The following is a 22507-nucleotide window of genomic DNA, read 5'->3' as shown; positions in this document are numbered from 1 at the left end:
GCCCAAGGTTCGTATGTTCCTTGGGCTTTTTTTAGGCTCTCTATGTGTTATGCCAAGCTAGGGATGAGCCTAGGCTTGTACAAACAGTCCTCACCCTCTGGTCTAGTTTTAAACCGACGATGAAGCCACATATACTGGCTCGGACTTGCCATGATTGATGTTTCAACTATTTGATTCACGAATGCGGCGGCGCGTTGATGATCCTCTTTCGGGAAACCTTCGACGGGCGCACTAATGGTTAGGGTATAGTGTCCATCTTTTCCTCTTACCATCGTAAAAGGCACAATGGCGCAATCTGTAGAATCAACCAACAAACTTGTACCTGTCGTAGTACAAGCATTTTTAACGGCAAATAACGGTGCAAATGTCGAGCGTCGGTTACCATAATCGTGGTCCGGTGCATACCAAACCCGCTCACCCGTTTTAAGTGATTCAAGCATGGCTTTGACGTTTTTACGATCAATCAGTGTACGATTAGAGCGAGAGCGTCCCTTATACTGAAAATAATCAAAGCACGGATTATTGTTTGGGCGATAAACACCGGTTCCAGACTTTTTAATGCCAAAAGCACGAGCACCTAACTCTAGATTCATTGAGTGTACGGCCAACATTAATGCACCTTTGCCTGACTTCTCTAAAGCCTCTAGATGCTCCATGCCTTTTATCGTGACGTGTTTGTTTACCCGTTTATCTGACCAAAACCATGCCATTGCGGTCTCAAAAAGTGCGATGCCAGTATTGTCGATGTTGTCTTTTAGAATTGCTTCGCGTTGGCATTTTTCCATATGAGGGAAGCAAAGCTCAAGATTGCGTCTGATCGTAACTTGACGTTTTCTCATGAATCGCATAGCTAAACGACCAATGTTGCGTCCCAAAGCTAGTTGAACTTTAAAAGGAAGGAGGCTAAGTAAGTACATCACGCTAATGATAATTAACGTTCCCCAGTAACGAGGCAAAAGAAATTCGGCCTTGAATGCAGGCTTTTTGTATTTGTTCATGTAAGTATTGTCAGATGTGCCCATCTATAAGTGATAAAAACAATGATAATGGACTGCACTTTTATCATTGATAACGCTAATAACATAAATTAAAGCGCGCGGATTCTATGGTTCTTCGACACACTACACAATAAGAACTTTGCAGAAATATGTAGGGAATGAAAAAGCAGTAAAGATGAGTCGCCACGTTAACATCTATCGGAGTGATTTATCTACTGCCCTTTCCTAAAGTTTGAAGAAACATAACTTTGTATTTTCAATGCGCTAAATAATGTCTATTTTTCAATCACATAATGCGACCGTTATGAATACAACAATAAGACGTCATATCAATGCTCGCCATTAGCGATTGAATTTGCACTAAAAAGCCGCAGCAATTTCTCGCTGCGGCTTCTTATTCACTTAACAAGTAGAGTAGCGTTATTCGTGCCCTACTGTTTTGGATAATAAATTTACGATCAACACACCAGCGATGATAAACCCAATACCAACTAGGGCTGGTAAGTCTAGACGCTGTCCGTAAACAAAGTAACCAACCGTCGCAACCAAAACGATCCCAGCACCACTCCATATGGCATAAACAACCCCAACAGGCATTGTTTGCACTGTGACGGAAAGCAAGAAGAAAGCGATGCCGTAACCAATCAAAACGACTGTGCTCGGCATTACTTTCGTAAATTGCTCTGTTTTGGGAATATAAGAAGTGGCAATCACTTCACATACAATCGCGATCGACAGCGCCAACATTGGTGGCATAGAGACAAGCATTTTGAACATAAGGCATTAACGCTCAACAGAAATGTAACCGACAACATGTCCGGATAATTAGGCCGCGCATTATACCCAACTCATCTCACGATGGAATACCACTAACGATGTTTACACACCATCACTTTCGCTTACTTTTTGATGACCAGGTGAAAGGCTGACGTTTTGGTGCTGACGAGAAATTTCAAAGTAGATATGCATATCAATCGGCTCAGGTGTATTGAGTAGCATCTTACCTACTTCACGTTGGAAATGACCATAATTACCTAGCTCATCCGTTAGTTCTAGGAGCTCGTAAGAGGCTTCATCGGCAAACATTCCATACGCATACTGATAATGACTGATATCCTTGCTCTTATCATAACCCAGCTTTTGAAGAGCTTGATCAATCTCTTCCGGCGTATAAATGTCTTTATCACCAAACGAATGCAGTAGCACGCAAGGAACTTCTTGGGCGATGCTCTGAATCTTTGTCTTTCTCTTGAAAATACCGAACATAATGTCCTCCACTGACGATGTTTCCAAACATGCACATTAATGCAAAATGGTGAGCTGATTGTTTTTAGTATGGCTCATTAATTTGAGACTTCCTTACTACGAAGTCACCTTCACATATTAACGTGATCGCATAATTACCAGCAAATAGTACACACTGCGTTTCAAACCTATCTCATCAGAAACTCTGCTTTAGTCACAATTGTGTGACAACCCCGAGTACGGTTTACCATAATGTAAAGAGTAGATTGAAAAGTCGGATTTCGTATCGACATCTAAACTTAATTAAGTTAGCTTTAGAAGTATAGACGTCTAGATTGACTATGCTTAGGGAGAGAAAGTCGTGCCAATTAGAATTCCAGATCAATTACCAGCTACCGATGTATTAAGGACAGAAAACATCTTCGTGATGAGTGAAACGCGTGCAGCGAGTCAGGAAATACGTCCTTTAAGAGTGCTGATCCTTAATCTGATGCCAAAAAAAATAGAGACTGAAACTCAGTTTCTGCGTCTACTCTCAAACAGCCCACTACAGGTTAACGTCGAATTACTGCGCATTGATAACCGCCCGAGTAAAAATACGCCAACTGAACATTTAGACACGTTTTATCGCCAATTTGAAATGGTGCGAGATAAAAACTTCGATGGCATGATCATTACTGGGGCTCCATTAGGTTTGGTGCAATTTGAAGATGTCATTTATTGGGATCATCTCAAAACCATCATGGAGTGGGCAAAAGATCATGTGACATCCACTCTTTATGTTTGCTGGGCTGCGCAAGCAGGGTTAAAGCTACTCTACGATCTACCTAAAAAAACGCGTAAAGAAAAACTTTCAGGCGTGTATCATCATCAAATCCATCATCAGTTTCACCCTATCTTACGCGGATTTGATGACACGTTTTTGGCTCCTCACTCGCGTTACGCAGATTTTTCGCCTCACTTTCTAGAAGAGCATACTGACTTAGACATTTTAGCGACATCGGATGTCGCAGGTGTGTACTTGGCCACCACAAAAGACAAACGCAATGTCTTTGTCACAGGACACCCTGAGTATGATTCTCACACCTTACATAATGAATATATCCGAGATTTAAGCGAAGGCATGGAGCCCGCTATTCCTGTCAACTATTACCCAAACAACAACCCAGATAACCCACCAATTGCAAGCTGGAGAAGCCATGGACACCTCCTCTTTTTAAACTGGCTGAACTACTGTGTTTATCAGCAAACACCGTACGACCTCGATCACTTCAGTGAAGATGCTTTCACTAAAGACGATTAGCTTCAAAATAAGCAAACAAAGCACTCATCATTACCGAAATGTAATATGTGAACCAAGCCGCCATATGGCGGCTTTTTCATAACAGTTTGCAAACCTGATCGCATAGTGTTTTTTCCTCAATAGGCTTTTGCTAAGTAATTCATATCATGCAGAAAGATTCAGGGATGTAGGGATAAAGAATGAAAACAGCAAAGCTCGGTGCACTAATATTATTGTCTCAGTTTGCACTCGTGGGTTGCGTGACGGTGAAAGAAGATGGAAGCCCTGTCGTTAAAGCCGATCCTGTGGCAATGGCAGAATCACGTATCGCACTTGGCTTAGGTTATTTAGACGGCGGTAACATGATTCGCGCGCACGATAACTTACAACAAGCCTTAAACCACGCACCTCAATACTATCGCGCGCAATTATCTATGGCTCACTACTACGAAACGGTTGGTGAAGATATTAAAGCCGAACAGATGTATAAACGCTCTCTACGCCAACACACTAAAAACGGAAATGTGCTCAATAACTACGGTACTTTTCTTTGCAAGCGAGGTGACTTCGAAAAAGCCGATCAGATGTTTAATCGAGCCATTGAGCAGCCTTATTACTACCTTATTCCAGCGAGCTATGAGAATGCAGCTTTTTGTGCGCTAAAATCACAAGATAAAGACAAAGCGAGATACTACTTTACTAGAGCTATCGATCATGATCCCCATAGACCAAAATCGATTTTGCAACTCGCTAAAATAGAAATTGATAGCGGTGATTATACTGAAGCTAGAATTCGATTAATGAGATTCAATCAAATGTATGGCGTGAAGAAGCCCTCTTTGCAACTCATGATTCAACTTGAACGTGCAGCAGGCAATGAAGCTCTCGAGAAAAAGTATCAAAAACAATTGGAAAAATTTTCTTAGTACAAAATAGCGATACATAAGGCGCATTAGCTCACAGCCAATACAGCGCTTGACCAAGAATCCAGTGAATTCAGACTCACGGTGATACATTCATTCTGTACATAAACGTCAAATTCGGTACTATTTGAACGGAATAAGTGACCAAGTCACATTATAAAAAGTGCGCACACAACGAAATTTGTACATCATACTGTTTTTAAGATTGATTTCGGCACATTGATAAATACTAAATATTACTGACATGCACCAGAAGGAAGTTGAAGCCGGATGAAACCTGCCTGCACTCTGTTATTACTCACTTTGCTGAGTTCACCTTTTGTCGTCAGTGCACAAGAAAATATTGAGAAAACATTCACATTTGGCATTGTGTCCAATAAAGCCCAAAGCAAAATCAAAAAAGCGACGCCCCTTACTCAGTATGTAACTGAAAATATGGCTGAATATGGTTACGCAAAAGGGGCGGTAAAGGTATTTAAAAATTATCGTCAGCTCGCGGTTGCGCTTGAAAATGGCACCGTTCAAATTGCAACGGCGACCCCCTTTAATGCGATGACCTTAGAAAAGCAGTCTAATAGCCAAGTCCTTGCTATACGATGGAAAAAAGGCCTGCAAAAATATCATACGGTGTTCTTTACTAATAAAGAGAGTGGCATTGAGTCACTTTCTGACCTGCGCGGAAAAACGCTTGTTTTCGAAAAGCGCACGTCTACCAGCAGCTATTACCTACCTGCGATTACATTGCTGAATCACGGAGAAAAACTGCAATACCTTCCCTCTCCTGATGACAAACCGGCCAAAGACAGCATTGGTTATTTATTCCTTGATGAGCAACTCGCTCAGTCAAATGAAATCAACCTATCTGTATGGGTATATAAACAGAGAGTTGCAGCAGGAGCATTCAGTAACTTCAACTGGAACAATCCCAAAGATTTGCCAGAGAACATGAAAGACAAACTAGCTATTTTTTCTCGTTCTGTTGAAATACCCAGGGATTTGATTCTCGCTTCTCCAAGCATGAGCCTAGAGCAACAGCGTAAAATCACGTCAATACTGCTTGATATGGATACAACTCACGAAGGCTCTCTCGCACTTAAAAAGTTTCAGAACACCAAAAAATTCAGCGCGCTTACTCCAGAAATGCGAGCCTCCTTAAGTACAGTGCGCAAGTCAGTTCACTTGTTACCGAAGGTGGATTGATGTTTAAAAAGCTCTCACTCGAAACCAAATACATTTGCTCGACAATGTTCGTTGTCTTGTTTGTTGTGGTGATAAACCTTGCGTTATACATGCACGGTTACGATGCGTATTCAAATAGCTTAACTCAACAAATCACGAACAACTCTCAAGAAAAAACAGAATCTTACGTTAAGCAAAAAGGGTTGGTTTATGCAGAGCTATTATCAAAACAGCTTTTTGATCCACTCTATACAGACAATATCAGTCAAGCGTATGAGCAAATTAAGGCAACATTGAGCCAGCCAGATGTCTCGAAAATACATGTTGTTGACAATGAAGGGCTAATCTTTCACGACGGCACTACTCAGCTAAGGATGTTTGCCCAACCTCATTACCGCTCTCCTTTTATTTTGAAAGCAATAGAAGAATCTAGAACTCTCGTTTCCTTTTCCAAGCATCAGTTGGAGATCGCAGCGCCGATTCAGCAATCAAACATTACTCTTGGGGCGGTGTATCTTGAGCTTAACTTGATACATCTACTGGAAGAGAAAGAACAGAACATTGAACAAGTCCAAGCGATTACCTCAAACGATAAACAGAAGATGTTTAACTTGCTGCTAACGATCAGTGGGATATCCGTACTATTCGGTAGCATCATCGCTTATGCTTTGGGGCGGTCGTTAACTAAGCCACTCAAGCAACTAAAAGATCAATTTTCAGAGTCAAATACCCAAGCGCTGCCAGTCACCGACATACAAAGCAAAGATGAAGTGGGAGAACTTATTTCGGCGTACAACAAAATGTCAAACAAAGTGAACCGATACACCAGCCGAGTTGAGTTCATGGCGTACCACGATATTCTGACTTCCCTGCCAAACCGAGAAAAGTTACTCATTGATATTCAAACGCAAATAACTGACCACAAATCCCCCTCACTCGCGGTTGTGTTTATTGACTTGGATGACTTTAAGCACATTAACGATAACTACGGACATAACATTGGGGATAAATTGCTCGGCCATCTTGCTTCAGAGCTTCAAAGCCGTTTGCCGAGTTATTTTAAGCCGCTTTACCGCCTTTCTACCATCGTAAGTCGAGTAGGTGCGGATGAATTTGTACTGGCCTTTCCGTGCTCGGACAGTCATGAAGCTACAGAAAAAGCGCACGCTATTCATCGCCAACTACTCTCTCCCTTTAGTTTGGAAGAGAACGATATTCAAATTACGGCAAGCCTCGGAATTGCTGTGTATCCAGAATTTGGTTCAAACGCTGAGTCTCTTTTACAGCTTTCCTCTCTTGCGGCGCAGGAATCTAAAAGACGCGGTAAAGACATTATGACGATATACGATTCCACGTTTGATGAAACGATTAAACAACGTTTATACATAGAACGAGAACTGCGTCGTTCAGTACGTGACTTGTCTCAATTCGAGCTGTGGTATCAACCACAATTTGATCTAAAAACCTATCGCCTAATTGGGGTCGAAGCATTGGTTAGGTGGAATCATCCCGAGAAAGGCTATATCAGTCCAGAATCGTTTATCCCGATCGCAGAGCAAAGTGATTTAATATTGGAGCTTGGAGAACATATCATTGAGACGGCAGTTGCTCAGCGGGCAATGTGGGCAGAACATTTCGGTACTGATTTTCACATCGCATTAAACTTGTCCCCAAGACAAATCTATCGCCAAGATTTAAGTCAATTATTTTCTAAGTATTTACGACGACATGATGTCGCCCCTCAAACCATTCATGTTGAAGTGACAGAGTCACTTTTTATTGATGATACAGAGAAAGCTCAATATGTGCTTAAAAAACTACAAAGTATCGGAGTGGAAGTTTGGCTAGATGACTTTGGTACGGGGTATTCAGCCCTTGCCTACCTACAACATATGGCTTTTGACGGGCTCAAGATTGATCGTTCATTTATCGCTCAAATCCGAAAAAGCGATCAAGACGATTCATTAGTTCGCGCGATTGTATCCATGGCTCACAACCTAAGAATGAAAGTAGTAGCCGAAGGCGTAGAAACTCAAACTCAACTCACACGAATGGAGTCTCTCCACTGTGACGTCGTACAAGGCTTTTTCTTAGGTAGGCCTGTACCTGCTGAGGAATTGATTGAATTTGAATACCAACGAGGGAGTGGCGCTCAAAGCGTCAATCACTTTGCTTAGAACGCCGTTTTGTTAACTATTGCCGCTTAGCGCGTTAGTACTCGTAATGCAATATCGGTCACACTTCCCCCACCTCATTAATATGAATTTTCTCTTAAAATCTAACATCTGAGATAAATAAACTACACTTTTCATATCAACTTCTTGGATATGGAAATGCGCGTGGTAGGAATCTTTTCTTGGAACAACCTGTCGGTAAAACAAAAGCTATTTGGGTTGGTTTTGCTGCCAATTTTATTGTTGCTTGTCCTCGCGGGTAAACATGTACAAAGCCTTTCTATCCAGGCTCAGGAACTACAAAAAGCACAGTTATTCTCTGTCTACATCGACCGCGTATCTTCGCTTTATCACCTACCGAATAACCCTGATGTAATAGATAAGCAACTAAAAACTCAGCAGATATCTCAATTGTTACGCGACACCGCTGCACCAGTATTCGGTGAAAACGCTGAGATACTAAACCAGTTGACAAGCTTTGAGGAAGCAACCCTCTCGATGCTCTCTTCGCAAAATCAAGAAGAAAAGTTAGATGCGGCAGAGTGGCGCGCTGATACGTTCAAAGAAATCCTCATGAGCTTAGACAAAGTCTATTTTAGAAATGTGAGTTATGAAACAAACACTCACCTTTCTTCTTTGATGCAACTTGAATGGTTGATGTTTTGGTCCACTGAAGAGCATAGATTAAGCGAATATTTGATTCGATCTTCAGAGGAAAATAACGAGTATGACCTCACAACACAGGCTTCTATCCAATCTTTAATCCAGAACCAACAACTATTTCTAGAGCGTTTTGTGACGCTAAATGCCAATCAACAACAAGTAGATCTGCTCATTGAGACGTTTACGGGTGAAGTCTTTATCAAAAGCCAAGAGTTTCGTGCTTATTTATTGCAACCAGCTCAACTCAAATCATTAACCCCGGATGAGATTGATGCGGGGTTATCTGCACTCAACAAACGCTTATCGTTATTACAAAGTGTTGACGACAAAATGGAACAACAGCTGAGTGATGATATATCAAAGACAATCAACACGACGACACAGCACCGCTTTACCTTTATCGCAATGATGAGCCTTTTAACGCTGTTGGTCGTAAGTTTAACGCTAAGATTGGTGCGAAAAGTTACTGGAAACTTGAATCTAGTCCTCAAATTTCTCAGTAACGAAAGCAATGAACAAAGTAACACTGAAAATTCACCTCTTGCTCAACTAATAAAGGGGAAAGACGAGCTGAGTAAGTTTGCTCGAGAGGTAAAAAAGCTTAGTGATGAGCGGATGTTGTCCAGACTAAAGCTCACACAAGCTAAAGAAGATGCAGAACAAGCAAAAGATGATGCAATTAAGGCGAGTAAAGCCAAAAGTAGCTTTTTGGCCAACATGTCCCACGAGATCCGCACGCCGCTAAATGGCGTTATTGGCATCTCTGAAGTCTTATCCGATACTTCCCTGACTGCCACACAACGCGATTACGTCGACACGATTGAAACCTCCTCCCAACTGCTTTTGAGTTTAATTAATGACGTTCTAGACTTCTCAAAAATTGAATCTGGGATGTTGCTCATTAGCCCACATTCAACTTGTGTTCGAGAGTCTATCTATGACATTGCTTCTATCATTTCACCGAAAGCAAAGGAAAAAGGCATCGATGTGCAAGTCAACATTAGCCGTAACACGCCTTACCACGTAATGTTGGATGACCATCGTATACGCCAAGTTGTCATGAACTTCATGTCTAACGCGGTAAAATTTACCGAACAAGGCAGTGTAGAGCTATCGGTCATCACCCGCGAAATAAAAAATGGTGAAGCGGTCATCGAGTTTTCCGTTAAAGATTCTGGGATTGGTATTGATGCCCAGCAGCAAAAGAAAATATTTGCTCCATTTGCCCAAGAGGATAACTCTACTACCCGACAATTTGGGGGAACTGGACTTGGGCTTGCCATTAGCACGCAATTAGTTGAGCTAATGGGTGGAGAAATTCAACTTGAATCCGAGAAAGGTAAAGGCAGTCGCTTCTTCTTTGAACTAACTGCTCCTGTTGTGACGCAAGAGTTTAACGCTTATCACGCTCTGAATCACAACGACATATGGATTGTATGCAGCAGTACTCAACTAGAACAAAAACTGCGTAACGAGTTAAGTTTTTTCAACATCAATATAACGCAGTCAGTAGATACCTTAAGTGCGTTGCCAACGTGGATTGATAACGAGCGCGTTATCGTTATTCATGTAGAAGCATCACCAAATGCAGCGGCGATGCATATCGATGAGATAGAAAGCCTTTGTAAACGAAACATTCGTGTCTGCCTCATCAAGCACCTTCATAGCCCACAATTCGACTTTAGAAACAGTATCAGCGCCTTGGTCACTCAGCCACTACTAGGGCAGCGCTTAATTAAAGCACTTGAAAGTTGTGCGGCAAATTTCTCGCACGCACAACAAGAGAGCACTTCAGCGCAACATGTTAAATCTTTGCCGAAAATTTTGGTCGTTGATGACAATACGGTCAATCAAAAAATCGCGGGGCTACACGTCACAAAAGCTGGCTTCGACTTTGATGTCGCAGTAAACGGACAAGAAGCGGTTGAGAAATTTCAACAGAATCAATACAGCCTAATTTTAATGGACTGTATGATGCCCGTAATGGATGGATTTGAAGCCACCCAAATAATTCGTCAAATAGAAGTAAAAGAAAAACGCGCTTTCAGAATTCCGATTATTGCTCTAACGGCAAGTGTGGTCGATGACGATATACAAAAATGCTTTGACGTTGGAATGGATGACTATGTGCCCAAACCGTTTAAAGCAGGGTTGCTTAAAGAGAAGTTAGATAAGGCAATTGGGTTACGTGTTTCCAACACGACGCCTGCTGAACCACACCAAGAGAATACTACTCCCGATAAAACTCATAAACTACCTGCGAGTTCAGAGCAACCAGAAGCAACGGTAACGCCTATTCGCTCCGAACGTATCTTGCTTGTCGAAGATAATAGAGTGAACCAGAAAGTGGCTTCTCTATTGCTATCTAAAGCAGGCTATCAATTCGAAGTCGCAGAAAACGGACAAATTGCAGTCGAAATGTTCCAAAAAGATGGAAAGTTTGATGTTATTTTGATGGATTGCATGATGCCCATAATGGATGGGTTTGAAGCTTCTAGGCAAATTAGAGCTTATGAAGCGAGTAAAGGATTAGCTAAGACGCCCATTATCGCATTAACAGCAAGCGTCGTAGATGATGACATCCAGCGCTGCTTTGATTCAGGAATGGATGCCTACGTACCAAAGCCTGTGCGCAAAGAAAAACTGTTATATCAAATAGAACAAGCAATGTAGGTGGATTCTATGAGTAGAAATCATTCTCGCGTTGCTTTTCCTTTGCGTTACATAAAACGCTATCTGTTTATTCTGATTGCCCTTCTTTCATTAAATTGCCAAGCTCTCGCTGCAGAGAGCTACGCCGTTTTCTCATTTAATGACGAATTCTCTCCGCTCACTGTCAATAAAGCGCGAAAGTTGTACAGAGGGAAGACGCAACTTTTACAAGGCCAGCGAATTGAACTCTCTGACTGGCCTGCGACATCAACAGAAAGAGCTGAGTTCTATCGTTATCTTCTCAACAAAAATTTAGCGCAAATGAACGCGCATTGGGCAAGCTTGTCTTTTTCTGGTAAAGCTAGACCGCCAAAAGTGATTGCACGCTCCAGCATTGATGACCTCATAGCATGGATGCAAGAGAAGCCGAATAGAATTGGTTATGCCCCAATATCGAGCGTCCCTAGTAATGCTCATGTTTTATGTGTGGTTAGCTCGGAGAATTGATATGAAAAAATATTTAACCATGTTATCGCTGAGTATCGCGACCTTTCCGAGCTCAGCCACGATTGAACTAACAGAACAACTTTCTTTAAGTGGTTTTGGCTCTACTTCGTGGGCAAAATCCGATAACCCAACTACGGTACTAGTTAACCGCTTTATTGGCGATGAATCTTGTTTCGATTGCGATACCACTTTCGGCATGCAGCTCGATTATTTTCACAAGGCATTTCGGGCATCCGCACAAGTCGTAAAGCGCCCGCAAGACCATTGGAGCTCGCCTCAGCTCGAGTGGGCGTATTTGGCTTATACCTATCAAAACATAGAAATACGAGGAGGACGCTTAAGACTGCCACTGTTTTTGATGTCTGAGTACAACTATGTCGGCCACGCTTTTACCCAAGCCCGCCCACCGAATGAGGTATATGACAGCATTCTAGGTATCACGGCTTATAACGGCCTATCTGCACGCTGGATTCATGACCTCAATGAGCAAGTCGTACTTACCGCCATGCCGTTTGTCGGGTTTAAAGACAATAGTGACGTAACCATCAATGAACGTACTGAATTGGAAATTGAGTCAAACAATACTGTAGGGATGAACTTAACGCTAAGCGGAGAGAGCTATCGTTGGAATTTTTCCTACCTCCACGGCGATTATGATCAAACAACGACGCTCTCTAACATTGAGCAGTCCACTCCCGGTGGCGGAACCACAATCATTGACCGTCTAGTTGAAACAGAAAAAAACAACACGATCGATCTGTTTTCTCTAGGGTTAAGATACGAGCTCGATAACATTGTGATTATGGCAGAAGGACAGACCAGCAATCTTTCCTCATCTTGGTACGCGACAACAAGTTATAATGTAAACAAGCTGACTCCTTATATTGTTTACGGTCAGCAGTTTAATAGTCGGGATAAAAAAAGTGGAGACAGTTTCTTACTCGGGTTGAGATATGACCTAGATTACAACGTTTCCCTGAATGCAGAATGGCAAAGGTTCAACGCCTACAATAATAGCTCTGGCGCGTTTTCATCAGCCCCAAAGGATGACAGTGCGAGCCTTTATACGCTAATGCTCAACTTCGTTTTTTAATGTTTCTTACAGTACCAATTTCCACAACACTGGGGGCTGTTGTATTAAGAAGGCTTTTTGCAACACGTAACTAAACGCTAAACGACTGGAAGGGATAGAATCGATCAGATAGGTAAGTGGCAATCCAAACAGAGACAAAGGTTACTCTATTTCGGTTTGTTTTGATTGCCTTTTAACCGCTTTTCTTTGCGTCGCAGTGCCCGGAAAAACTTTGACTCTTCGTGGTACCAACCAAGGACACTAATTGGGAAGCCCACGAGCATCATAATAAAAACATCCGCAGGGAGTTGTTCCCAAATGTCGCTTAAAGAATGCAGCTCTCCAAAAATGAACAAACCGATGACTTTACCAAGCAGTAATGCACAACAAATCATAAAGAAGGACTTTAATATATAGTGCCATTTGCCTTTTTTACGCTCTTCTCTCCAATAGGCATATTTATATTGTCGGTCGTACATTCATCCCCCTAAAGTAAACTTGCCGTAAGTTTAAGCATCTCGATAGCGTAAAGTGCGTTGGCACCTCTTTAATCATAGTGCGTATCTAAAGTGAATGCTTGTCGTGGCAATAAGAAGGTGAGGTATTCTGTAGTAAGAGCTACATAATCTCTGAACGTTATATGTCTTGTGTAATTCGGATGATGCGTGATTTTGCTTATCGCTAGTGTTTTCTGAACACCCAAATCGGGCCGATGAGTAGAAACTGTAAATCCTCAAAAAACGACGGTTTTTTACCTTCAATCTTGTGACCGATAAATTGCAATATCCACAATACACCAAACAAGAGCATAGAAATATGCAGAACGGGCAACATCAATACCTCTAGAGACCAAATAAGGCCAATGCACGCTAATGTGTAGCCGATCATCATCATGAATACGCTCAGAGACAAACGAAAATAGAAAACCCAAGTGGGGATCACCGCTACCCAAACCCAATTAAGTTCGAAGCCTAATAATGAAATCTGGGGAATCGACCAAATAAGTCCAACCACAGAAAGGTAAATACCTGGAACTGCGATTGTGTGAATCTTTTGGTTGATAGGGTTTTGGTGACTCTCCCCGTATTCTTTTAGCCATTCAGATAATGCTCGCATATCATTCCCCTTTTCCACCTTCTTATTCTTATATAGCCCGAGGATGAAAAAGGTGCGAATTTTTCCGTAAAGGCTACGAGCAACGAGCGACAAAACAACAGAGGCCAGTGCGTTGCCGATTACTCACCAAGCAACGCTCGTTGTGCTTTCGGCAGCTTGGCAACGACAAGAGCATAAGAGCGTTCACACAAGTCTTGAATCAACCCATCCTCGACATCACCGTTAAAATAAACCGTTATCCAATGACGCTTATTTAAGTGATAACCCGGGATAATATCCGTAAACTGCGACGTTAAGACTTCTCCATCTTCTGGTTTTACTTTTACGCTGACATACTCCCGACCGTTTCTCTCTGCAATGATGGCAAACATCTTGCCTTTGATTTTGTATACAAGCGCTTCAGGCCCAAATGGGAAATCGCTTTCTGCACACATGAAGGTACTTAAGTATTGTTCTAGTTCTTTGCTTTTCATATCCCCTGCCTCCTTCTGCGTTCTCATTCAAATTGTGGCAATAGCAATTTTAACGCCTGGTTAACCTGCTCTTTTTCATTGCCTTCTAAACCATGCAATAACGATTGCTGAACGTCTACATGCTCCAAAATTAGCTTGTCAATTAAGGTTAAGCCTTGCCCTGTTAGTTCAACGGTGACGCTACGTCGGTCTTCTTTACTATGGGTTCTGGTGATAAACCCTTTCTTCTCTAGTTTATCTAAGCGATTAGTCATCGCACCCGAAGTGAGCATCATCGACTCTATTAACGCTGAGGGAGTAAGACAATATGGTGAACCAGCTCGACGCAGTGTCGCTAACACATCAAATTCACCCATTTTCAGATCGTACTTCTTATGTAGCTCGGCGACCCTAGATTCCATGTGTTTTGCAATTCGCATTAGTCGACCCATTATTGCCATCGGTTCAGTGTCGAGGTCTGGCTTCTCCCTAGCCCACTGCTCTACCACTCTATCAATTGCATCCATTATTTCTCTCCAAACATCATATATTTTTTATTTTAACATAAAGATACTTTACAAAAAGCCACCTTACCGATATCGTTACATTTAATTATCTCTACATAAAGATATTTAACATGAACATTTTACTTGCGATGATTCCTGCCTTTTTTTGGGGGACGACTTACGCTGTTACTCAGTTTACTCTACCGGATTGGCCTCCCGTTTTACTTGGCGCTCTAAGGGCACTGCCTGCGGGTCTTTTGTTGCTGGCAATAAAGCCGTCGTTTCCGAAAAGAAGTGAGTGGAAGGTGCTGCTTGTTTTAGGAACCATCAACATCGCTTGCTTCTTTGGTCTCATTTTTGTCATGGCGTTGACGCTTCCTTCTGCCATCTCTGGTGTTGGTATGGTTTCGGTCCCCGTTTTTGCGATGCTGTTTGGTTGGGCGGTCTACAAACGCCAGCCTAGTGGCATCCAAGCTATAAGCGGCGCAACTTTGATTGCTTTAGCTTGGTTCTTATTTGATCCTAGCTCTATTTCTCTCGACCCCGTGGGATTACTTGCGATGATCTCCGCCATTATGTGCATCGTGATAGGAAGTAGCGTAACAAAGTCACTAGGTACAAAAATGCACTGGTGGACAGTGTTAACATGGCAGCTCATTTTGGGTGGCGTGATTATGTCTATCGCAACAAGTGTGCTGGCGATAAACAATCCAGAGCCATATGTTACTGTCGTTCAGGACGTATCCATGACGAATATTCTAGGGTTACTTTGGGTAATTATTCTGAACACCGCATTAGGGTATGGCATGTATGTATGGTTATTACAGCGGATGTCGGTCGTAGATTTTACCTTTGGTGGTATTGCAAACCCAGTCGCAGGCATTGTTTCGGGCCTACTGCTATTGGGGGAAACGTTCACTCCTCTGCAATACAGCTTAATGCTGGGAATGATCGTAATGTCATTACTACCTCAGCTCATTACGTCAATCAAAACGAAAAGAGCCGCGCTCTCCTCCTAAGCAACGTTAATTCCTAACACTCTAGGAGTAATGAGAGTGTTAGGAATCCTCAAGTGTGAGCCTACCAGCAGAAATCAGCGCTAACCTAGGCAACTGACACCTTTAAAACGGTACGTTTTGACATTATGGCTGTTAAGCGCTTGCAAGGTTAGTCAGGGGCTCTGGTTTAGCGTAAACATAACCTTGAATAAGGTAAATCGCATGCTGAGCCAGATATTCGACTTGAGCCTGGCTCTCTACACCTTCTGCAATCATCTCACATTCCGCTTTGTTCGCTGCAGACACAATTGAGTCCAGCACTTTCAATTTTTGGTCGTCAGATCCTATTGGATCAATGAACATCTTATCCACTTTTACACACCGGATGCCCAAATCTTGTAGGTAAGAAAAACCACCATATCCGGTACCAAAATCGTCAATTTTGAACTTGTAGCCTTTATTCGTTAAATACAAAATCTCTTTTTTCGCGGCCTCAGTGTCTTTTACTGGTATTCTCTCGGTCAATTCAAAATGAATTCTATTAGAGATTGGCCAATTTAACTCCGACAGCAACTTCGTTAATACACCTGACTCTAAATGGGAGGAAACAATATTGATGCTGACCCACGTATGCTCGGGTAAGTCACTTAAGTCTTGTATGATTTTACGAATAAGCTGATTCGTCATCGGGATAATCAGGCCACTTTCTTCTGCAGCACCAATAAACATATTTGGTGGCACCATTCCATCACGTCGCGACCATCGAATCAGTGCTTCATATCCTACTGTCTTACCATCGCGACTATCGACAATCGCCTGGTAGTAAGGAATAAATTCTGCATTACTAATCCCATTTTCAATTAGACCTGTAATGGACTTTCTCAAGCTTTTACCAGATATGTATGCAAAGGCAGTCACAAGACCAGCAAGCACACTTACAAGACCGCCCCACAAAAGTACTCTTTCCTGAGCATAATTTTTAAGTTTTTCACCGCTGAATATCTTGATGAGCATGTTGGCTTGAGACTCTCCTGAAAAGAAAAACTCTTTTGACAGTGCGTTTTCTTCTCCTGCAATATTCGCTTTGCCACGGCTTATCGTTAAATCACCAAATATTGGTTCATCATACTTAAACTCTACGAATAGGCAGTCTTTGCAAGGCGTTTTTATTACCTCGTTAACCCAACTGTTATCAAGTACCCAGAAGACTTCAACGTGTTCATTATCATAAATGACCATCCACTCTATTTGGTCATTCTGTTGCGGCAAAATAAGTGATGCGAAAAAGTTCTCATCCATCTGAAATCGTTCACTACTAGATGGGCGAGACACTTCACTACCAACCGTGGAACACGTTTTTCCGCCTTTTGTGGTCATCGCAATAAAACGAATGTAACGGTTATAAAAACGTGGGTCGCGTAAAGTTCTTACATCACTATCACTACAAGTAAAATCTAACTGAGCAATCTGCTTCACTATTGCTCCGTCCAAATAGGCAGACCTTTGATTTAAATAATCTACGTAAGCATCTATTTTCGACGCTTTTACCGAGTTGACGTAAAAGTTGGTTATCGAATGAAAGGCCACTACAAATATGGCGATGGGAACTAAGCCGAGTAAAATGGCATACCTTGTATTCTTTGTTATCAAAGTTCGTCCTGCTAATCTGTCAAGCAACCTAAGTGGGATATGAATACTATCTCATTTCTATAGTCCAAAAAGTGAGGAATGACGCTCAATAAAATTATAGACTCAAGTGGCTTTCAGATGTCGGGATTTAGAATGTGAGCACCAAACCACATTCGAGGAGAACAAAGTAGCGACTAAGTGGAAAGTAAGAACGAGCCCAACTGTTAAGTCATCCGTAATAAGAGTGACAACTTGGAGCTTGAGCAATACTTTTTAGATAGGCAGCAGATACGTTAAAAAAATAAAAAGGAAACGATTGATGCCAACCGCTTCCTTGATTTGTTATTGCTATTTAAAAGTGCGTGAATTACGCCACTTCAAGAATCACTTTTTCCAACTTATCTAGGCCTTCATTTAGCACGTCAGATTCGATGGTCAATGGAGGTAACAGACGAATCACGTTCGCTTTTACTCCACAAGAAAGCAGGATAAGACCATTTTCTTGCGCTTTAGAAATCACCGCTTTGGTCATCTCTTGCAGTGGTTTGCCTGATTCTGGGTCAGTAAACTCAATCGCCATCATTGCACCCGTGGTACGGATTTCACCGATAGCAGGCACTGATTGTTGCAGTTTCGTCATACGAACATTGACCACTTCACCGATGCCCATTGCTTTAGCACACAAGTCTTCTTCTTCGATGATTTTCAGCACTTCAAGACCTGCAACACAACCAAGTGGCGAGCCCGCATAAGTGCCACCTAAACCACCGGGTAGTGCAGAGTCCATCACATCCGCTTTCCCAACTACCGCTGAGATTGGGAAACCACCAGCAATGCCTTTCGCCATTGTCATTAGGTCAGGTTCAATGCCTAGATACTCTGTTGCAAACATTTTACCGGTACGAGCAAACCCTGTTTGGATTTCATCGGCAATCAGCATGATACCGTGCTTATCACACAGCTGACGCAAGCCTTGTGCAAACGCTTCAGGTGCTTTGTAGAAGCCGCCCTCGCCTTGCACTGGCTCGAAGATAATCGCCGCAACGCGTGAAGGTTCAATATCGCAAGCAAATAGATCGTCGATCGCTTGTAAGCTTTGCTCAACGCTGATGCCGTGGAACGCATTTGGGTACGGCGCGTGGTAGATTTCGTTCGGGAAAGGACCAAAGCCCGCTTTGTACGGCGCAACTTTACCAGTTAACCCCATCGTCATATTTGTGCGACCGTGAAAGCCGCCTTTAAACGCTATCACGCCGCTACGGCCTGTATGAGCGCGTGCCACTTTTACGGCATTTTCGACCGCCTCGGCGCCAGTGGTTAGAAAGATCGCTTTCTTCTTAGTCTCACCTGGTGCAAGTTCTGTCAGCTTTTCAGCCAGCTCTACGAATGACGCGTATGGCGTAACCATCGCACACGTGTGCGAGAAGTTGTCCAACTGAGCTTTTACCGCTTCACTGATACGTTTGTGAGAATGCCCGGTGTTAGTCACCGCGATACCCGCTGCAAAGTCGATGTATTTGTTGCCTTCGATATCCCATACGTAAGCGTTTTCTGCTTTCTCGACGTAAAGTGGGTACAGTGCGCCCATGCCTTGAGCGATAACTTGGCTTCTTCTTTCGTGTAGTTGTTGGTTTGTCATTGTTTTGTCCTTAATTAGTTGCCGCCAAAGCAGAGATATTTCACGTCCATGTATTCATCGATACCTTGTTTTGCTCCTTCACGTCCGATACCGGACTGCTTAACACCACCGAAAGGAGCCACTTCAGTAGAGATCATACCTTCGTTAATGCCGACCATGCCGTATTCGAGCGCTTCTGCGATTTTCCAAACACGGTGAATGTTTTGGCTGTAGAAGTACGACGCGAGACCGTAGATGGTGTCGTTCGCCATTTCGACTAGCTGTTCGTCGCTGTCAAAACGAATCACTGGCGCGACAGGGCCAAAGATTTCCTCGGAAACAATCTTCATGTCGTGAGTAACGTCTTTGAGAACCACTGGCTGCATAAATAGACCATCGAGCTTTTTAAGCTCTGAAACCGGCTTCGCGCCTTGCTCGATAGCACCATCAATAAGCGTCTGAATGCCTTGCTTCGCTGACTCGCTGATCACTGGACCAATGTTGACCCCCTCTTCCAATCCGTTACCAACTTTGAGCTGCTGAACCGCAGCGTCAAACTTAGCAACGAATTCGTCATACACTTTGCTGTGTACATAGAAACGGTTCGCACAAACACACGTTTGACCTGCGTTACGGAATTTCGACGCCATCGCGCCTGCCACAGCTGCATCAATATCCGCATCATCGAATACGATAAATGGCGCGTTGCCACCGAGCTCCATTGAGGTACGTTTGATGTCAGCCGCGCTTTGCTGCATCAGCACGCTACCGACTTGAGTAGAGCCAGTGAAAGACAACTTACGAATCAACGGGTGTGAAGTGAAGATAGCACCGACCTGACGGGAGTTTTCCCCCAATACCACTTGCAGCACATCGCGTGGGATACCCGCTTGATAGGCAAGCTCTGCAACCGCAAACGCAGACAGCGGCGTAGATTCAGATGGTTTTACCACAAAGCTACAGCCTGCTGCTAAAGCTGGCCCTGCTTTGCGCGTGATCATCGCAATTGGGAAGTTCCAAGGTGTAATCGCACAGGCGACACCAATTGGCTGTTTGATGGTCACCAAACGCTTGTCCGCACTTGGCGCAGGAATCGTCTCACCGTAGGTACGCTTCGCTTCTTCAGCAAACCATTCGATAAAGCTCGCGCCGTAAAGCACTTCACCTTGAGCTTCCGCTAGCGGCTTACCTTGCTCTAACGTCATCAAACGGCCAAGGTCGACTTTGTTTTCTAACAGGAGTTGGAACCAACGATTGAGCATGCCAGCACGCATTTTTGCTGGCAGTGCCGCCCACTCTTTCTGCGCCACACTGGCACGTTCAATGCCATTTAAAATGTCGTTTTCGGTTGAAACTGGTGCGTACCCGAGGAGTTCTCCGGTCGCCGGATTAGTCACTGCAATGCCCTGTTGTGGATTCGCTACCATAAACGAAACAAGGCTTTGGTTTTGTATCTGTTGCATGGTCATTCCTTTTGACAACTCATCATCGCCGCTAAGCCAGCGGCGAGTTTATGTTTAAGCAGGGATCTGCTGCGTAATACAGTGAATGTTCCCTCCGCCGAGTAGAACCTCTCTCGACGGTATCGCGATGATTTGGTATTCCGGCATCGCGTTTTGCAAAATATCGATCGCCATAGCGTCGGTCTCTTCGTCCAGCATCGGCAAGAACACATGCTCGTTGACGATAAGAAAGTTCGCATAAGAGGCACTTAGGCGTTCGCCAGCTTGTCGACTCATTCCCGAACTGGCGTCAATGCCATTGGCTTCGCGCTCGCTGTAATGCAACGGACCCGGTAATGGCAAACGGACAATTTCAATATTGCGCCCTTTCGCATCGTGCTGAGATTTCAGTACTTGTTCCGCTTGACGAGATAACGCGTATTGCGGATCACTTGGGTCATCGGTCCAACTCAGTACCACCTTACCCGGAGCGATAACGTGCATCAGGTTGTCAACATGGCCGTCTGTTTCGTCATTGAATAAACCATTTGGCAACCAAATGACTTTTTCGATACCGAGATACGCCTTTAACTGCTCTTCAATTTGCGCTTTGCTCAACTGTGGATTTCGCCCCGGACTAAGTAAGCACTCTTCTGTGGTGTAAAGGGTGCCTTCACCATCGGTGTGAATCGCCCCACCTTCAAGTACAAACGGTGCGCGGTAATAATCAATACCGATGATGTCGCACACCGAGCCAGCGACAAGATCGTCCTGCTGCCAGTTGTCGTAAAGCCCGTTGTATTCGCCGCCCCACGCGTTGAATTGCCAACTAATCCCACGGCGCTCGCCCGCTCGGTTAACAAGCACGGTCGGCCCGATATCGCGCATCCACGCATCGTTAAATGGGATTTCCACCAAACGTACGTCTGAGTGGAGCATTTGACGCGCTCGGTCAAAGTTGTGCGAGCATACCGCCACGCACACATTGGTCACATCCGCGATTAAGTTCGCGATTCTGGCAAAGGTTTCTTGCGCGGGTAATGCGTCATCACGCCAGTTGTCTTTCCTTTCTGGCCACGCTAGCCAAACTTCACTAACCGGCTGAAACTCAGCCGGAAAATAGAAGCCATCTTGCGCTGGTGTTGTCGATAACTTCATTTTAACGCCTCTTTAAACGGCTAGTTTGCCAACGCTGGTGTAAAGGTCTGGACGACGGTCGCGGAACAAGCCCCACGCGTGACGCGCTTTCGCTGTCGTAGCGAGGTCGATTTCTGCGTAAATGATGGTTTCACCTTCACGCGGTGCTTCGGCAATTTTTGCACCAGTGTGGTCAGTGATAAAAGAAGAGCCATAGAACGTCGTCTCGATACCATCATCGACTTCAGTGCCCACTCGGTTTGACGCAATCACTGGAACGAGGTTTGCTGCCGAGTGACCTTGCATTGTACGTTGCCAGTGGTCACGTGAATCCAGTGTCGGATCTTGAGGCTCAGAACCGATTGCAGTTGGGTAAAAAATCGCTTCCGCGCCGTGCAGAGCCAAGCTGCGCGCAAGCTCTGGGAACCATTGGTCCCAACAAATGCCAGCACCGAACTTACCGAACTTGGTTTGCCACACTTTGAAACCGGTATCGCCAGGGCTAAAATAGTACTTTTCGCTGTAGCCCGGGCCATCAGGAATGTGTGACTTGCGGTAGTTATCTAGTACCGTACCATCGGCATCAATCATCACTAGCGAGTTAAAAAACGTGTTGCCCGCTTTTTCAAAGTAACTGACTGGAATAACGACGCCGAGCTCTTTAGCCAACGCACTCATCTCTTTAATAAGACGACAATTCTCCGTTTCTTCTGCAAGCTCGAAATACTTTGCTTCCTGTTTTTTGCAGAAGTAAGGCGCAGCGAACAGCTCTTGCGGAAGAATCACGTTCGCACCGTTTTGTGCTGCTTCACGAATCGCCTTTTTTGCTTTGGCTAGGTTATCTTCCAGATCCCAGCTTTTCGTCAGTTGAAGGGCTGCAAATTTCACCACTTTGCTCATTGGATATTCCTTAT

20 protein-coding genes are annotated in these 22507 nt (G+C 43.7%); 8 read left to right on the top strand and 12 right to left on the bottom strand.

What is annotated here, in order from left to right:
- Positions 1-47 precede the first annotated feature (47 nt).
- The 3 genes from R7F07_RS10460 to R7F07_RS10450 all read right to left on the bottom strand — a co-directional run bounded on the left by R7F07_RS10460 (position 48) and on the right by R7F07_RS10450 (position 2264).
- Positions 48-998: an LpxL/LpxP family Kdo(2)-lipid IV(A) lauroyl/palmitoleoyl acyltransferase gene (locus R7F07_RS10460; RefSeq protein WP_053303308.1), complete on the bottom strand. Its 951-nt coding sequence runs from the start codon at positions 996-998 to the stop codon at positions 48-50.
- A gap of 420 nt (positions 999-1418) precedes the next feature.
- Complete coding sequence (locus tag R7F07_RS10455; RefSeq protein ID WP_069593657.1) at positions 1419-1754, bottom strand: DMT family transporter; 336 nt, start codon at positions 1752-1754, stop codon at positions 1419-1421.
- 123 nt (positions 1755-1877) lie between these two features.
- Positions 1878-2264 carry a DUF6559 family protein gene (locus R7F07_RS10450; RefSeq protein WP_005377791.1) on the bottom strand — a complete coding sequence of 129 codons (387 nt, stop codon included), beginning with the start codon at positions 2262-2264 and terminating at the stop codon, positions 1878-1880.
- Between the two features lie 340 nt (positions 2265-2604).
- Between R7F07_RS10450 and metA the strand changes: the two genes are divergently transcribed.
- The 7 genes from metA (at position 2605) to R7F07_RS10415 (ending at position 12716) form a co-directional block, all read left to right on the top strand.
- A complete protein-coding gene (gene metA, locus R7F07_RS10445) occupies positions 2605-3546 on the top strand; it encodes a homoserine O-acetyltransferase MetA (protein ID WP_005377792.1) in 942 nt (313 codons plus the stop codon).
- Between the two features lie 179 nt (positions 3547-3725).
- A complete protein-coding gene (gene pilW / locus R7F07_RS10440; protein ID WP_017820928.1) occupies positions 3726-4451 on the top strand; it encodes a type IV pilus biogenesis/stability protein PilW in 726 nt (241 codons plus the stop codon).
- Positions 4452-4718: 267 nt separating this feature from the next.
- Entirely contained in the window at positions 4719-5648 is a 930-nt protein-coding gene (locus R7F07_RS10435; protein ID WP_054577884.1) for a phosphate/phosphite/phosphonate ABC transporter substrate-binding protein, read from the top strand.
- Complete coding sequence (locus R7F07_RS10430; protein ID WP_171343231.1) at positions 5648-7804, top strand: GGDEF domain-containing phosphodiesterase; 2157 nt, start codon at positions 5648-5650, stop codon at positions 7802-7804. Before R7F07_RS10435 ends, R7F07_RS10430 begins: the two co-directional genes overlap by 1 nt.
- Before the next feature lie 156 nt (positions 7805-7960).
- Positions 7961-11137 carry a response regulator gene (locus tag R7F07_RS10425; RefSeq protein ID WP_017820926.1) on the top strand — a complete coding sequence of 1059 codons (3177 nt, stop codon included), beginning with the start codon at positions 7961-7963 and terminating at the stop codon, positions 11135-11137.
- Between the two features lie 9 nt (positions 11138-11146).
- On the top strand, positions 11147-11623 hold the full coding sequence (locus tag R7F07_RS10420) for a hypothetical protein (protein WP_171343232.1): 477 nt from the start codon (positions 11147-11149) through the stop codon (positions 11621-11623).
- A 1-nt stretch (position 11624) separates the two neighbouring features.
- Positions 11625-12716 (top strand): hypothetical protein, encoded by a 1092-nt coding sequence (locus R7F07_RS10415; protein WP_017820925.1) that lies wholly within the window; start codon positions 11625-11627, stop codon positions 12714-12716.
- Between the two features lie 146 nt (positions 12717-12862).
- Here R7F07_RS10415 and R7F07_RS10410 read toward each other — a convergent pair whose 3' ends face one another.
- From R7F07_RS10410 to R7F07_RS10395, 4 genes are all read right to left on the bottom strand, one after another.
- Entirely contained in the window at positions 12863-13174 is a 312-nt protein-coding gene (locus R7F07_RS10410) for a hypothetical protein (RefSeq protein ID WP_005377799.1), read from the bottom strand.
- Positions 13175-13376: 202 nt separating this feature from the next.
- On the bottom strand, positions 13377-13811 hold the full coding sequence (locus R7F07_RS10405; protein WP_005377800.1) for a DUF962 domain-containing protein: 435 nt from the start codon (positions 13809-13811) through the stop codon (positions 13377-13379).
- 119 nt (positions 13812-13930) lie between these two features.
- The gene (locus R7F07_RS10400; RefSeq protein WP_017633985.1) at positions 13931-14284 is read right to left on the bottom strand and encodes an MmcQ/YjbR family DNA-binding protein; all 354 of its coding nucleotides are present in this window, start codon (positions 14282-14284) and stop codon (positions 13931-13933) included.
- 23 nt (positions 14285-14307) lie between these two features.
- A complete protein-coding gene (locus R7F07_RS10395) occupies positions 14308-14790 on the bottom strand; it encodes a MarR family winged helix-turn-helix transcriptional regulator (protein WP_005377802.1) in 483 nt (160 codons plus the stop codon).
- Between the two features lie 110 nt (positions 14791-14900).
- Between R7F07_RS10395 and R7F07_RS10390 the strand changes: the two genes are divergently transcribed.
- Complete coding sequence (locus tag R7F07_RS10390) at positions 14901-15788, top strand: DMT family transporter (RefSeq protein WP_064376927.1); 888 nt, start codon at positions 14901-14903, stop codon at positions 15786-15788.
- Positions 15789-15920: 132 nt separating this feature from the next.
- Here the strand turns inward: R7F07_RS10390 and R7F07_RS10385 are convergent, their stop codons facing one another.
- The 5 genes from R7F07_RS10385 to aguB form a co-directional block, all read right to left on the bottom strand.
- Positions 15921-17417 carry an EAL domain-containing protein gene (locus R7F07_RS10385; protein ID WP_216600583.1) on the bottom strand — a complete coding sequence of 499 codons (1497 nt, stop codon included), beginning with the start codon at positions 17415-17417 and terminating at the stop codon, positions 15921-15923.
- 346 nt (positions 17418-17763) lie between these two features.
- The gene (gabT, locus tag R7F07_RS10380; RefSeq protein ID WP_054574099.1) at positions 17764-19035 is read right to left on the bottom strand and encodes a 4-aminobutyrate--2-oxoglutarate transaminase; all 1272 of its coding nucleotides are present in this window, start codon (positions 19033-19035) and stop codon (positions 17764-17766) included.
- A gap of 14 nt (positions 19036-19049) precedes the next feature.
- On the bottom strand, positions 19050-20477 hold the full coding sequence (locus R7F07_RS10375; RefSeq protein WP_054574098.1) for an NAD-dependent succinate-semialdehyde dehydrogenase: 1428 nt from the start codon (positions 20475-20477) through the stop codon (positions 19050-19052).
- A 54-nt stretch (positions 20478-20531) separates the two neighbouring features.
- Positions 20532-21614, bottom strand: coding sequence for an agmatine deiminase (gene aguA, locus R7F07_RS10370; protein ID WP_054574097.1), 1083 nt, complete (start codon positions 21612-21614; stop codon positions 20532-20534).
- A 12-nt stretch (positions 21615-21626) separates the two neighbouring features.
- Positions 21627-22493, bottom strand: a complete 867-nt coding sequence (aguB, locus tag R7F07_RS10365; RefSeq protein WP_005377808.1) for an N-carbamoylputrescine amidase — start codon at positions 22491-22493, stop codon at positions 21627-21629.
- Positions 22494-22507 lie beyond the last annotated feature (14 nt).

It is taken from the genome of Vibrio sp. YT-16, from assembly GCF_033337405.1.
In the GTDB taxonomy this organism is placed as follows: Bacteria; Pseudomonadota; Gammaproteobacteria; order Enterobacterales; family Vibrionaceae; genus Vibrio; species Vibrio alginolyticus.
Note: the sequence above shows the minus strand (reverse complement) of the source record. Positions and strands in the feature narration are given on the sequence as shown.